Raw genomic sequence first — 14,184 nt, forward strand, 5'->3', positions numbered from 1 at the left:
AGTAACATAGCTAAACCCCGGAATGGGGCTTATTTCACTCCATCTTCATTTATATAGAGAGATTTTTATGAGCGTAGTGCCTGTAGCGGATGTACTGCACGGCCGTGTCGCGGTTGACAGTGAAGTCACCGTACGTGGTTGGGTACGTACCCGAAGAGATTCCAAAGCCGGTCTTTCCTTCATCGCCGTTTATGACGGTTCCTGCTTTAATCCCGTTCAGGCCGTCGTCAATAATTCTCTGAATAATTATCAGGATGAAGTGCTGCGTCTGACCACCGGCTGTTCGGTGATCGTCACCGGTAAAGTGGTGGAGTCACCGGGTGAAGGCCAGGCATTCGAACTGCAGGCGACCCAGGTTGAAGTCACCGGCTGGGTGGACGACCCGGATACCTATCCGATGGCGGCTAAACGTCACAGCATTGAATACCTGCGAGAAGTGGCGCACCTGCGTCCGCGCACTAATATTGTCGGTGCCGTGGCGCGCGTACGTCATACGCTGGCGCAGGCGCTGCATCGCTTCTTCCATGAAAACGGCTATTTCTGGGTCTCCACGCCGCTGATCACCGCCTCTGACACTGAAGGTGCTGGCGAGATGTTCCGCGTCTCAACGCTGGATCTGGAAAACCTGCCGCGCGACCCGCAGGGCAAAGTCGATTTCGATAAAGACTTCTTTGGTAAAGAGGCTTTCCTGACCGTTTCCGGCCAGCTGAACGCCGAGACCTACGCCTGTGCGCTGTCCAAAGTGTATACCTTTGGCCCGACGTTCCGTGCCGAGAACTCGAATACCAGCCGTCACTTAGCGGAATTCTGGATGCTGGAGCCGGAAGTGGCGTTCGCCACGCTGGATGATGCGGCTGCCCTGGCGGAAGCGATGCTGAAGTATGTGTTTAAAGCGGTGCTGGAAGAGCGCGCTGACGATATGGCGTTCTTCGCCGAGCGCGTGGATAAAGAGGCCATCGCCCGTCTGGAGCGCTTCATCACCACGGATTTCGCCCAGGTAGACTATACCGACGCCGTCGACATTCTGCTGAAAAGCGGTCAGAGCTTCGAGAACCCGGTGTCATGGGGCGTCGATCTCTCTTCCGAACACGAGCGTTATCTGGCGGAGAAACACTTCAAAGCGCCGGTGGTGGTGAAGAACTACCCGAAAGATATCAAAGCGTTTTACATGCGTATGAACGACGACGGTAAAACCGTGGCGGCGATGGACGTGCTGGCACCGGGCATCGGTGAAATCATCGGCGGTTCCCAGCGTGAAGAGCGTCTTGATGTGCTGGATGCGCGTCTCGCTGAAATGGGCCTGAATAAAGAAGATTACTGGTGGTATCGTGACCTGCGTCGCTATGGCACCGTACCGCATGCCGGCTTCGGTTTAGGTTTCGAACGTTTGATCGCCTATGTCACCGGTGTACAAAATGTAAGAGACGTTATCCCGTTCCCACGCACGCCACGTAACGCGAATTTCTAAGATTTAAGATTAAATATAAGAAATTCATATATATATTGAGGTCGGCCCTGCCGGCCTTTTTTTATTTTTGTAAATTTTGAGTTCTCTCACAAAGTTCCCGATATTTTACAAATTGTAATACAATTTTGCTTTTTGATACGTAATTACGAGAATTGAATCATTTTCGGGCTAGAATTAGCAACCCCGTGATGGAAAGATGCGTGCAGACACAGGAGACATCAAACTTCTTTCAAGGTTCCCGTAAAGGTTTCTTGACGGCAGTGGCAGATGTCCAAATAACTCCAATGAGGGTAATAAATAATGATGAAGCGCAACATTCTTGCAGTGGTTATCCCTGCTCTGTTAGCTGCCGGCGCAGCAAACGCAGCAGAAATCTATAACAAAGACGGCAACAAACTGGACCTCTACGGTAAAGTTGATGCGCGCCATCAGTTCTCTGATGACTCAAGCTCAGACGGCGACAAATCTTACGTTCGTTTCGGCTTCAAGGGTGAAACTCAGATTACCGACCAGCTGACCGGTTACGGCCAGTGGGAATACAACGTACAGGCTAACGTTGCTGAATCACAGGGCACTTCTGGTTCTAAAACTCGTGTTGGCTTCGCCGGTCTGAAATTTGCTGATGCAGGCTCCTTCGACTACGGCCGTAACTACGGCGTTCTGTACGACGCAATGTCCTACACTGACCAGCTGCCAGTATTCGGTGACGATACCCTGTATCAGGACAACGACAACTTCATGGCCGGTCGTTCTAACGGCCTGGCGACTTACCGTAACAGCAACTTCTTCGGTCTGGTTGACGGTCTGGCATTCGCTGTTCAGTATCAGGGCAAAAACGAAGGTCGCGGTCCACGTTATGACAACGGTGACGGCTGGGGTACCTCTCTGTCCTATGACACTGGTATGGGCATCAGCGCAGTGGGTGCATACTTCTCTTCAGATCGTACCAATCAGCAGCAGCTGGATGGCAACGGTGAGAAAGCAGATGCATACGGTTTCGGTCTGAAATACGACGCCAACAACGTCTACCTGGCTGCCTTCTATGGTGAGTCTCGTAACCTGACTCAATATGGCAATAACAACGACGGCACTGGCGCTACCGGCCCTGACTTCAACTTCGCTGCCAACAAAGCGCAGGCTTTCGAAGTGGTTGCTCAGTACCAGTTCGACTTCGGTCTGCGTCCATCCATCGCTTACCTGCAGTCTAAAGGCAAGGACCTGAACGGCGCGACTGGCCACGGTTCAACCTTCGCTGGCGGCGATGCTGACCTGGTTAAATATATCGAAATCGGTACCTACTACTACTTCAACAAAAACATGTCCACCTACGTTGACTACAAAATCAACCTGCTGGACGACAACGACTTCACCCGCGCTACCGGTACTTCTACCGACGACGTGGTTGGCGTTGGCCTGGTTTACCAGTTCTAATCTGCCGATTCGAACTGCGTAACACCTCAGAAACGGAGCCTTCGGGCTCCGTTTTGCATTTCAGTGATCGGGCTCCCGATTAGCGCCATTACTTTATACGCCACAGTTATTTCTTTTTTATGTCAGCGGTTGGCAAGCGTTGCGTCTGACGTTAACCTGATAGCTCATTTTGCTAAAGTTCACCCTAACGGAACTGACTCATGTTTGAATCAATCTCTGCCGCACCAGCCGATCCTATTCTGGGACTGGCTGACCTGTTTCGCGCCGACGACCGCCCGAATAAAATCAATCTTGGCATTGGTGTTTATAAAGATGAAACCGGCAAAACGCCGGTGCTGACCAGTGTGAAAAAAGCTGAGCAGTATCTGCTGGAGAACGAGACCACCAAAAACTACCTCAGTATTGATGGTCTGGCTGATTTCGCGCGCTGCACGCAGGAACTGCTGTTTGGCAAAGAGAATGCGCTGAATAGCGCTGGCCGCGCCTGCACTGCGCAGACGCCGGGCGGCACCGGTGCGCTGCGCGTCGCCGCGGATTTCCTCGCTACGCAAACCAACGTCAAACGCGTCTGGGTGAGCAATCCCAGCTGGCCGAACCACAAAAACGTGTTCAACGCCGCCGGTCTGGAAGTGTGTGATTACCAGTATTACGATGCGGCGACCCACAGCCTCGACTTCGACGGCATGCTGGCCTCGCTGCAGGAAGCGCAGGCGGGCGACGTGGTGCTGTTCCACGGCTGCTGCCATAACCCGACCGGTATCGATCCTACCGCTGACCAGTGGCAACAGCTGGCGCAGCTGTCGCTGGAGAAAGGCTGGCTGCCACTGTTCGATTTCGCCTATCAGGGCTTCGCACGCGGTCTGGATGAGGATGCTGAAGGCCTGCGCATTTTCGCTGCATCCCATCAGGAACTGATCGTCGCCAGCTCCTACTCGAAAAACTTTGGTCTGTACAACGAGCGTGTCGGTGCGCTGACGCTGGTGGCGGCAACGGCCGACGTGGCGAAGACAGCATTCAGCCAGGTGAAATACAGCATCCGCGCCAACTACTCTAACCCGCCGTCGCACGGTGCTGCCGTGGTCGCCACCATTCTCGGTAACGACGCGCTGCGTACCATCTGGGTGCAGGAGCTGACCGACATGCGCCAGCGCATTCAGCGCATGCGCCAGCTGTTTGTGAATACCCTGGCGGAGAAAGGCGCACAGCGCGATTTCAGCTTCATCATCAAACAGAACGGCATGTTCTCGTTCAGCGGGCTGACCAAAGATCAGGTGGTGCGTCTGCGTGAAGAGTTTGGCGTGTATGCGGTGAATTCTGGTCGCGTTAACGTGGCAGGCATGACGCCGGATAATATGTCGGCACTGTGCGAAGCGATAGTCGCCGTGCTGTGACCAACGAAAAATGGGCCTGATGGCCCATTTTTTTATTGCAGGAAAGGATTACTGACGCGCTCGTGGCCGAGGGTGGAAATCGGGCCATGGCCGGGGACAAACGTCACATCATCACCCAGCGGCAGAAGTTTATCCCGGATTGCCGCGATTAGATCGCTGTGGCTGCCCTGCGGGAAATCGGTGCGTCCGACGCCACCGTTAAAAATCACATCACCTGAGAGCAACAGACGGCCAGCACGATCAAAGAACACGATATGACCAGGCGTATGCCCTGGACAGTGCAGCACTTCCAGCGTCACGTTGCCCAGCTGGACCGTCTCGCCCTCTTCCAGCCAGCGATCTGGCGTCAGCGGCGCGCACTCCGGCAAACCAAACATCCGGCTTTGAGTGGGCAGGTTGTCCAGCCAGAAGGCATCGGCTGGCTGCGGCCCGACGATCGGCACCTGATAGTGCTGCGCCAGTTCGGCAGCAGCACCGACGTGATCGAGATGGCCGTGGGTCAGCAGGATTTGCGACGGCGTTAAGCCTCGCTCCGCCAGCACGGCAATAATGGTTTCGGCATCGCCGCCGGGATCAACCAGCGCAGCCTGTTGCGTCTCGTCATCCCAGATAACGGAACAGTTCTGTGAAAAGGCGGTGACCGGAATAATCAGGTAATTCATAGCGCTCCATGACCGACACACGCAGCGCTGCCGGTATCAGGACCAGTGCCTTGCAGGCCCGGTATCAATGTGTACGAAGTTGCTGCGCGGGTAATATCCTACACCACCGGCGCGCATAGATAACGCCGCTTTGCGAACATTGCTCAGAGAAATGCCCTCAATGTGGAAATCCATCGCCTGCCCTTTGGTGTGATAGCTGTGTTTAGCCACGCCAGGGCCCGATTCACGCAGCATATTATTGGTCGCCAGCGTACGGTAGCCGGAGATCAGCTGCACCGGTTTGCGCGTGTTGAGCAGCGTCTGCAAACGATACAGCTGGTCAAACAGATGCGGATCGATGTGTTTAACCTGATTGGCGCGGTAATCGCGGAAGAAGTGGTTTAAGCGAGCTAACTCATCCTTGTCATAACTCTTACCGTTAAAAAACTCAGTTTTGAGGGTTTCACCGGTATGCATGTTACTGAGCGTTAATACCCGGGCGCGGGAGGTGGAAACTGACGCCAGCGCTGCACCCGGCAGCAGTGACAATCCAGCCGCTGCGCCACCCAGCAGCAATAAACGACGACGTTGAGAATCAAAATTAGCCATGAAGCGGGGTTACCTAATCTAAAACGATAAAAATATGTGCAAAAAGTACACAAGGCCGAACAGTAACCGCAGCCTGGTGAGCAGTCAACCCGCAATCTGTCACAGAATGCGCAAAACCGGTCTGAAATCAATTTTCCAGACCGGTCTTGCCATTTTCTTTAAAGGAAGGATAACAGGGAAATCAACGCTTAGAGCAGCAGCTGCCCCGCTTTGGTCAGCACCTGGCTGCCGGAGCGCGCCGGGTTATCATAATTGTAAATATCTGTACGATACTGCGGCTGGCCGTCGTCCGCCACCCAGGCCGTAAGGTAGTAGAGATTGACCGGAATGCGATGGCGAATCGGCACGTAGCGCGTATCGCCCTGCTTCAGCGTGTCAGAGATACGGCTGTCGTTCCAGCCCGCATCCTGCAATAGCAGATCGGCCAGTTCAGAAGCTTTGTTAACGCGCACGCAGCCGGAGCTGAGCGCGCGGATATCACGCTGGAACAGGCCATGATTCGGCGTGTCATGCAGATAAATCGCGTCTGAACTCGGCATGTTGAATTTATAGCGGCCCAGCGAGTTGCTGGCTCCCGGCGCCTGACGAATGCGATACGGGAAACTGGCGGCGGACACCATGTGCCAGTCAATCATCGACGGGTCGATCACTTCCGCATCAGCGCTCCAGCCCGACAGCAGCGTGTAGCCGTGCTTATACAGATAGCTCGGATCCTGCTTCACCTTCGGCACGATATCCTGGCGCACCAGCGTGGTGGGCACGTTCCACGGTGGATTGAGCACCACATTATTGAGCGCGCTGCGCATCAGCGGCGTTTTGCGGTCCGGACGACCGACAATCACCCGCGATGACAGAATGGTGTTGCCGTTGTTGTAATATGTGAGTGAATAGTTGGGGATATTCACCATGATGCCGTTATGCATATCATCCGGCAGCAGACGCAGACGCTGGATATTCAGCGCCAGCAGCGCCGCACGCATCTGCGGGGAAACATTCAGCCACTCGCGGGTGCGCGGGCCAATGGCGCCATCGTCCGCCAGTCCCTGCCAGTGCTGGAAGCGTTTAACCCCTTCCACCAGCGCGCTGTCGTACACGTTATCGCTGGCTGGCGGTGTGACGGCACTGATGTTGCCGCTGGCCTGCGGTGCCTGCGCCGGCAGATCGCTGACGCTGGTGGCCGACGGGCTGACGGCCACCGGCTGATCGCTCTGGCTTACCGGCTGCGGGGCGGTCGGGACGGCATCCTCGGCTGGCGTAGGCGTAGTGCTGTGCGTGCCGGTCAGCATGCCGGTGCGCTGCAGAATCTCACGCAGCGCCGGCACATCATCGCTGATTTGCCCCGGACGCAGCGTGGCCTTGTCACGCAACTGCGGCCACGGCCGGTTATCGGTCAGCAGCGCTTTCAGCGCGCTGTGCATCGGTGCGTACTGCGGATGCTGCGGCTGCAGCGACACCACAAAGGCGCGGCTGCCGCCGCCGTTCACCGCGTTCTGCCACTGATTAATGGCGGAGAGTGACGGCATGGTCAGCTTGTACGGCACATTGCTGTACAGCCAGGTTTCGCCCTGGGTCGGTACGTTAGCGACAAACTGCAGATAGCCAAGCATAGCGTCGCTCAGCACCACGTCCCGCGCGAAGCCTTTAATATCCGGATTGGTGAGCAACTCTACCCAGCGGGTAAACTGCGGCTGTACGCCGGAGAGCGCCACTTCTGCCAGCTGCTGCTGGAAAGCCTGCACGGCGTCGCGATCCTGCCACAGCGGCGCCATGTTGCGTGCCGCATAGATGCCGGCGAGGCCGGGCAGATAAAAGGGTCGTTCGCTGGGGCTAAATGCCTGCTGAATTTGCTGCTGGCTGGCAGCCACTGACAGCGTGCTGTGCGGCAGCGCGCCGACGTCTGCCGCCTGGCTGATAGCCAGCGGTGCCGCCATCAGTGACAAACTGAGTGCTATTGCAGCACGATTAACTCTGCTCTTCTTGTTCAGCAACATCCCTGCCCCCTTCTTACCAAAGACACAGCATCCTGAAAACGCCGTGTACCGCCTGTACTCTTATGGTTGAGTATAAAATAAAAAACGGCATCCGCCTCGCAGGGCCGATGCCGTTTACAGATTAACCGCAGCCTGAATTTTTAACCAGATTTGCTGCTAGCTATTTTCAGTGGCCACGCCTGCGCCGGGATTTTCCTGTTTCACCGGCGTCGGATCGGCGGAAAAACCGCGCAGTCCGACCACGTGCACATGCTCCGTATTGTTAAAGACTTTACGTACCAGCTTATAAGTGGTGCCTTTTTCCGGACTGATATTCTCCGGCGCGGCAATCACCAGCTGCATTTCCAGACGCTCGCACAGTTCGAACAGCGTGGCGATGGAGCGCGCATCAAGACGCGCGGCTTCATCGAGGAACAGCAGGCGGCACGGTGAAATATCTTTACCGCGCAGACGCCGTGACTCCTCTTCCCAGCTCTGCACCACCATCACCAGAATCGACATGCCGGTACCGATCGCTTCACCGGTCGACAGCGCCCCGCTTTCGGCGCGCAGCCAGCCGTCTGAGCCGCGGTTCACTTCCACTTCCATCTCAAGGTAGTTGCGGTAGTCGAGCAGCTCTTCACCGATGGTCTGCGCCGTGCGCTGGCCCATATCAATCTGCGGATTGAGACGCTGATACAGCTTCGCCAGCGCTTCCGAGAACGTGAGGCGATTGCTGGTAAACAGATCCTGATGCTGTTCATGCTCTTCCGACAGCGTATCCAGCAGCATGGCGTGCGTTTCGCGTACGTTGACGTTCAGCCGCACGCTGCGCACCTGACCAAAGCTCACCGCCTGCAAGCCCTGGTTCAGCTGGCGGATGCGGTTCTGCTCGCGCTGAATGGTTTTGCGGATGATATTGGCCGCACTGCGCGAACTGATCGCCAGCGTCTGTTCACGCGCCGTCAGCTCTTCGGTCAGACGGTTCAGCTCAATCTCCATCTGCTCGATGGCTTCAACCGGATCGTCGGTACGAATAATGTCCTGACGGATACGTTCACGCAGATGCTGATAGACGGCGATAAAGAACTGAATCTTGCGCTCCGGCCGTTTTGGATCTTCCGACATGCGCAGCACATCGCGCAGGTGTTCATTATCCGCGACCGCCAGGCGCAGCGCACCGAGGGCCTTATCCGACATTGAGCGCAGCTCGTCGCCGCTCAGGTAAGCCAGTTCGCGGCGATGCAGACGGCGCTCGACGCCGTTCTCTTTCACCAGGCGCAGCACGGTGCACCAGCCCGCTTTGGCGCTGACAACCTGCTCACGCATCAGGTGATAATCGCGCTCCAGCTTGCGCAGTTTCTTCTGCAGGCTATCCATCTCGGCTTCGCAGAAGGTGAGCTGTTTCTCCAGCTGATTGCGACGCGCACGGTTGTGGCTGAGCGCCGTGTAGAGTTCGTCACGCCGGCTGCGCGCGCGCTCCTCGGCGCTGGCATCGGCGTGCACGCCAATGTCCTGCATCTCCTGCTGCAACTCTTTCAGCATGTCGCGCTTGGCGTCGTACGAACTCTTCAGCGATGCCAGCACCTGGGAATACTGCGTCAGCTGCGCCTGATGTTCGCGCAGGCGTTCGCGCGCGCGGCTGCGTTCGCCTTCCGCCTGCTCCAGACGCTGGCGCAGTTTTTCGTTGAGATCGCTGTTACCGGTCAGCATGCCAGCCGAATCTTCATAGCTGAAGTGCGCGCGGCGCTGCACCACTTCGGTCAGGGCAAATGCCTGCTGACGCGCTTCGCGCTGCTGCTGCTGCGCCTGCTGATAGTCACGCGTCAGCTGTTCGTGCTGCTGCGGATCGCTCTGCAGCACCGCCACCAGCGGCTCCAGTTTGCTGAGTTTCGCGCCGTGCTGATGCAGGAAGCGCGCGGCTTCCTGGGCTTCTTCCACCCGCTCACGAATCTCTTCGCAGCGGTCGGCCAGCGAGTCGTCAAGCAACAGGTTAACGCGCGGCAGCAGGCGGTTGAGCTGCGCCACGCCCTCTTTTGCCTGCTCGAACTGGGCACGCTGCTGCTGGTTGTCATTCTCGTGCTGCGCCAGCGCACGCTCCAGCTCGCCACGACGACTGTTGAGCTGGCGCATCTGCGCTTCCGGATCTTCGTCGAAGGCCACGGCCAGGTGGCTGCCGATAAAGCGGCTAAACGACTGATGCAGACGCTGGGTTTTCTGCACGTCAAATGACAGCGTGGCAAAACGTTCGGCCAGCTGATCGCGCTCATTGCTCAACAGCTCCAGCTGATTTTCCCGCGCCGCGCGACCAAACAGCGGCACTTTCGGGAAGCGCGAATAACGCCACTGGCGCTCCGCCACTTTGACGACGACCGCATTTTCCAGCTCGTCGACGCTAAAGACGCTGTCATCAAACGACTGCGGATCGCCTTCGATCAGATAGAGATCTTCCGGACACTCTTCAAGGCCGTCGAGCATCTCGCGCACCAGCGACAGGTCCGGTACCACAATGGCGTGACGCGACGGGCCATACAGCGCGGAGAAGTACGGCGCATCATCCAGCGTCACGTCATCGTAAATTTCTGACAGCAGCACGCCGCCAAACCGCTCCGCCAGCTGAGTCAGGCGCGCATCTTCCGCGCCGCCCGGCTGGCTGAGTCGCGCAATCTGCTGCTCGACTTCACGCTTGCGCGCCGCCACTTCATCACGCTCAACGGTGGTTTCACGCTCGCGCTCCAGCAGCTGCTGCATATATTCGGTGATCTGCTGGCTGCTGCTCAGCGTCTGGCCGGTCTGTTCGCTCAGCTGGGTGAGAATCTCCTGCGCCGCCAGCCAGTGCGGTGCCCGCGCGGTCAGCGCAGTGATGCGCTCGCGCAGCTGCTCCAGCTCCTGGCGCATCAGCATGCGGCGTTCACCCGCGTCGGCCACGCTTTCGTTCAGCTGCTCTATCTGCGCTTCCAGTTCACGCTGCAGGCCTTCCAGCGCGTCAGCGTCATACTGCTGGCCCTGACGTTTACAGAAGTCGGCCAGCAGACGTTCGGCGTCATGCTGCTCGCGCAGGCGGGTTTCCAGTTCGTTGAGACGCAGACGCAGCGAAGAGAGCTGCTCGGCATGATGGCGCTGGTTAGCGGCATCGCGCAGCAATTCGCGCCCGACCTGCCACGCATCCTGCCGGCTGACCTCACCGGCAATGCTGGTGACCAGCGCCAGCGCCTGTTCAAACTGGCTGTGCGCCGCTTCCGCCACGCTGAGTTTCTGCTCCAGGCGCAGCAGCCGTTCGGTGGCCTCTTCTTCGCGCGCCTGGAAGGTTTCCTGCCACTCTGCGGCGTTGTCGATGGTGAGGTCCGGCAGCTGACACTGCGCCCGCGCTTTTTCCAGCGCCTGCAGCGCCTGCTGATACTGAATGGCACGGGTTTGCTGCACATCAAGCGCCTGCTGAAAATCGGCCAGCTGGCTTTTCAGCTCGTCGACTTCAATTTCCGCCGCTTCAGCGCGCGCTTCGTTCTCTTCCTGCACCTCACGCGCTTCGGCCACCACTTCATTCTGCTCTTCGAGGCGATAAGTCAGCTCTTCCAGATCGGCGTCGTAACGCGCGATCTTCTCCTGCTGACGCATCGCTGTCTGGACCAGATTAAGGTGATCGCTCGCCGCCTGATAATCGGTTTCCAGATCGCTCTCTGCACCGTTGTGCTCAGAGAGTTCGCGCGCCATTTCGATGTGACGATACTGTTCTGATGCCAGCTGATTGCGGCTGGTGAACAGCTCGTTACGCAGCTGCAGCGCACCGTCGAGATGGATGCGACGCTCGTTGGCGTGGCGCATATAGTCGGCAGAAACGTAGCTGGTGGCTTCAGAGATCAGATGCTTAAACAGATCGCGGTCCGACTGCGTGACGCGAATCGCTTCCAGCGTCATGCGGTTTTCGCGCAGCGCCGCTTCCATATCCTGGAACGCTTTACGCACGCCGCCGTTTTCCGGCAGCAGGTAATCGCGCAGCGAGCGGGTAATGGCGCTGGAGATACCGCCATACAGCGAGGCTTCGATCAGACGATAGAATTTGCTGCGATCGCCGGCGGTGCGCAGGCGACGCGGTACCACGCCGAGCTCAAACATCATGGCGTGGTAGTCCGTGACCGAGCTGAACTGGCGGAACTGCACGCCCTCCTGCGCTTCCACCCGCTCCTTCACTTCTGCCAGCGGCAGCACGCGCGCCTGACGGCTGCCGAGAATTTCGGTCAGCATATCGGTTGGCAGCGTATCGGTCGGCAGGCCGTGAATACTGAAAGGCTTAATGTCGACTTTCTTATCGCGTCCGGCCACCTGCTGCAGGCGCACGCCAGCCACCACGCGCTGATGGCGCGAGTTGACCACGTCCAGCACCGCATAGCAGACGCCCGCGCGCAGTTTGCCGTGCAGGCCCTTGTCGCGCGAGCCGGACGTGGCACCGGCTTCAGTAGTGTTACGAAAATGCAGCAGGGTTAAGTCCGGAATCAGTGCCGTAACAAACGCCGCCATGGTGGTCGATTTACCGGCACCGTTACCGCCGGACAGCGTGGTGACCAGCTCATCCAGATCAAAGGTGCGGGCAAAGAAACCGTTCCAGTTGATCAGCGTGAGCGATCGAAATTTACCGCGTTCAATCATGCCTGTTCATCCTCCGCGCGCTCGCTCGCGTCGTGTTCGCTGTCATTTTCTGCCTCGTCGCTCTCACTGGCGACCGGTGCGTTCTCCAGCGTCATCGCTTCACCATCACGAATCAGGCGCAGCTGCGCTTCACGTGCATCGTCACCGCTGCGCACATCCGCACCAAAGCGGAAAACGGACTCCATGATGCGGAACTTGCTGCTGTCGTTGCCCATAAACCACACCATGCCGAGACGGCGCAGACGGCTGAGCGACGCACGCATCTTCTCCTGCAGTTTGGCGCGATCCAGGTCCGACCCGGTGGAGCGCTGGTTAACCAGCTTCAGCAGCCTGCTTTCATCCGCCAGCGACAGCAGCTCGTCGTACAGCTCCTGCTGGGTGAAAATGCCCTCATTGGCCAGCCGCTCCGGGCTCAGGTAGAGATAACAGAGAATTTTACCCACCATCATGTCGAGCTCGGACAGCACCGAGCGCGGGATCAGCGTGGTTGAGCGCGGACGCAGATAGAAAAAACCTTCCGGCGCGCGGATCAGCTCGACGTTGTAGCGCGCATAAAACTCTTCCAGAAACGGCTGGTAATCCATCAGAAAAGCGTGATTATCCAGCTCTTCAATACCAATGTGGCGGCCGGCGCGTAACTGGCTATCGAGCGCGGGAAAAATCGGGTTTGCCAGTGCCAGCGCCAGTTTGACCGGCATCACTTGTTCAATATTTGTCGATGACATGTGCCTGCACCTTGGCTCCGTAATCATTGATGGTCTGCCATTCCGCAGGCAGACCGGCTAAATCGGCTTCGGCCACGCCGAGTCGCACCGCCTGATCGATGACGATGCGTGCGAGGTCGAAGTGGCGCGCGCGGGGATACTGCGCCAGATAGTCACGCATCACCGTGGCGAGATGCAGCGGCTTCTGCTGCTGCTTATAAATCTGCAGCGCTTCTTCAATCATCGCCGCCAGCTGCTCGCGGATTTCGTTAAACTCTTCGTACTCCATCTCCGGCGGCAGCTCGCCCATCACCTCGTCGTTACGCAGCGTCATCTCTTCATCGCGCATGTCATACAGACGGTCGGCATTGGCGTAAGTCAGCGCCCACGGCTGATCGAAATAGTTCTGCACCGACTGGCGTAAACGCTGCGCGAACACGCGGTTTTTATCCATGTCGATGGCGGTACGTATAAATTTGTGCACGTGGCGGTCGTAACCGATCCACAGGTCGATGGCCTGCTGGCCCCAGCTGATGATGCGATCGAGCTTGTTTTGCAGGTCAAACACCAGCTTGTCGACGAAGCCCAGATCCGGGCTGCTCAGCGTGGCGTCCTGAATCCGCAGCAGATTAGCCTGCAGCTTGTCGCCTGCCGCTTCCAGCGTATCCTGCAGTTCACGCAGCGTGCCGGAGGTCTCCGACAGCAGCAGCTCACAGCTGGAGATGGCCGCGCGCCAGTCTTTATTCAGCAGATCGGCGATATCGCTTTTTACCGCCTGCTGCTGTTCGTCCATCAGGCGCTGCGTCATGTCGATGCTGTCGAAGATTTCCGCGACCGAATATTTCAGCGGCGCAAAGACGTTGCGATGCCAGTGAAATTCGTCGCCATCTTCCTCGGCGGCGTCGGCGGCGCGCTTCAGCTCCTGCGCAACAATCGACAGCTGCATCGACAGGCGCAGCGTGGAAAATTCGCGCTGGCGGATGTAATAGTCGGTGATGCCGATCGCCAGTGGCGTCAGACGATAGATGGCGTGACCTTCGGTCAGCTCGCTGGTAAAGCGGTTAAGCAGGCGCTGACGCACCATGTCGTTGATGGCGTTGTTGGCACGGACCTGAATGGTTTCGTGGGTTTGTTCAAATGCTTTGCTGACGTGACGAAAGGCGTCAATCAGCTCACCTTCACTCATCTCGCCGTCCATGCGCTCCCCATTGAGGGTGGCGATGGCCAGCAAAAACGCCAGACGTTCTACCGGCAGCGCAAGGGAAAAGTCATTCTTGCGCGCCCATGCCACCAGTTCGGGGACCGTCTGGGAAAATTCGCTCATAG

Annotated in this window: 9 protein-coding genes; 3 read left to right on the forward strand and 6 right to left on the reverse strand. The window is 57.7% G+C overall.

What is annotated here, in order from left to right; translation table 11 throughout:
- Positions 1-67: 67 nt before the first annotated feature.
- The 3 genes from asnS to C1N56_RS12450 all read left to right on the forward strand — a co-directional run bounded on the left by asnS (position 68) and on the right by C1N56_RS12450 (position 4,290).
- Positions 68-1,468 (forward strand): asparagine--tRNA ligase, encoded by a 1,401-nt coding sequence (asnS, locus tag C1N56_RS12440; protein WP_031279853.1) that lies wholly within the window; start codon positions 68-70, stop codon positions 1,466-1,468.
- Between the two features lie 300 nt (positions 1,469-1,768).
- On the forward strand, positions 1,769-2,899 hold the full coding sequence (gene ompC, locus C1N56_RS12445; protein ID WP_104186977.1) for a porin OmpC: 1,131 nt from the start codon (positions 1,769-1,771) through the stop codon (positions 2,897-2,899).
- Between the two features lie 200 nt (positions 2,900-3,099).
- Positions 3,100-4,290, forward strand: coding sequence for an amino acid aminotransferase (locus C1N56_RS12450; protein ID WP_394516718.1), 1,191 nt, complete (start codon positions 3,100-3,102; stop codon positions 4,288-4,290).
- Between the two features lie 32 nt (positions 4,291-4,322).
- Here C1N56_RS12450 and C1N56_RS12455 read toward each other — a convergent pair whose 3' ends face one another.
- The 6 genes from C1N56_RS12455 to mukF all read right to left on the reverse strand — a co-directional run bounded on the left by C1N56_RS12455 (position 4,323) and on the right by mukF (position 14,182).
- A complete protein-coding gene (locus C1N56_RS12455; protein WP_058775376.1) occupies positions 4,323-4,952 on the reverse strand; it encodes an MBL fold metallo-hydrolase in 630 nt (209 codons plus the stop codon).
- A 36-nt stretch (positions 4,953-4,988) separates the two neighbouring features.
- On the reverse strand, positions 4,989-5,540 hold the full coding sequence (locus C1N56_RS12460) for a DUF882 domain-containing protein (protein WP_394516719.1): 552 nt from the start codon (positions 5,538-5,540) through the stop codon (positions 4,989-4,991).
- Positions 5,541-5,728: 188 nt separating this feature from the next.
- Entirely contained in the window at positions 5,729-7,531 is a 1,803-nt protein-coding gene (gene ldtD / locus C1N56_RS12465) for a L,D-transpeptidase (RefSeq protein WP_394516720.1), read from the reverse strand.
- 156 nt (positions 7,532-7,687) lie between these two features.
- Positions 7,688-12,154 carry a chromosome partition protein MukB gene (gene mukB, locus C1N56_RS12470; RefSeq protein WP_394516721.1) on the reverse strand — a complete coding sequence of 1,489 codons (4,467 nt, stop codon included), beginning with the start codon at positions 12,152-12,154 and terminating at the stop codon, positions 7,688-7,690.
- Positions 12,151-12,879, reverse strand: a complete 729-nt coding sequence (mukE, locus tag C1N56_RS12475) for a chromosome partition protein MukE (protein WP_031279857.1) — start codon at positions 12,877-12,879, stop codon at positions 12,151-12,153. The genes mukB and mukE overlap by 4 nt, the downstream gene beginning before the upstream one ends.
- Positions 12,860-14,182: a chromosome partition protein MukF gene (gene mukF, locus C1N56_RS12480; RefSeq protein ID WP_021508336.1), complete on the reverse strand. Its 1,323-nt coding sequence runs from the start codon at positions 14,180-14,182 to the stop codon at positions 12,860-12,862. The genes mukE and mukF overlap by 20 nt, the downstream gene beginning before the upstream one ends.
- Between the last annotated feature and the right edge of the window lie 2 nt (positions 14,183-14,184).

This window comes from Pantoea sp. SGAir0175 (assembly GCF_043547855.1).

Coding starts and splice junctions, on each gene's coding strand:
- mukF (WP_021508336.1), bottom strand. CDS start 14,182: ATGAGCGAATTTTCCCAGACGGTCCCCGAACTGGTGGCATGGGCGCGC.
- ldtD (WP_394516720.1), bottom strand. CDS start 7,531: ATGTTGCTGAACAAGAAGAGCAGAGTTAATCGTGCTGCAATAGCACTC.
- mukB (WP_394516721.1), bottom strand. CDS start 12,154: ATGATTGAACGCGGTAAATTTCGATCGCTCACGCTGATCAACTGGAAC.
- C1N56_RS12455 (WP_058775376.1), bottom strand. CDS start 4,952: ATGAATTACCTGATTATTCCGGTCACCGCCTTTTCACAGAACTGTTCC.
- ompC (WP_104186977.1), top strand. CDS start 1,769: ATGATGAAGCGCAACATTCTTGCAGTGGTTATCCCTGCTCTGTTAGCT.
- asnS (WP_031279853.1), top strand. CDS start 68: ATGAGCGTAGTGCCTGTAGCGGATGTACTGCACGGCCGTGTCGCGGTT.
- C1N56_RS12460 (WP_394516719.1), bottom strand. CDS start 5,540: ATGGCTAATTTTGATTCTCAACGTCGTCGTTTATTGCTGCTGGGTGGC.
- C1N56_RS12450 (WP_394516718.1), top strand. CDS start 3,100: ATGTTTGAATCAATCTCTGCCGCACCAGCCGATCCTATTCTGGGACTG.
- mukE (WP_031279857.1), bottom strand. CDS start 12,879: ATGTCATCGACAAATATTGAACAAGTGATGCCGGTCAAACTGGCGCTG.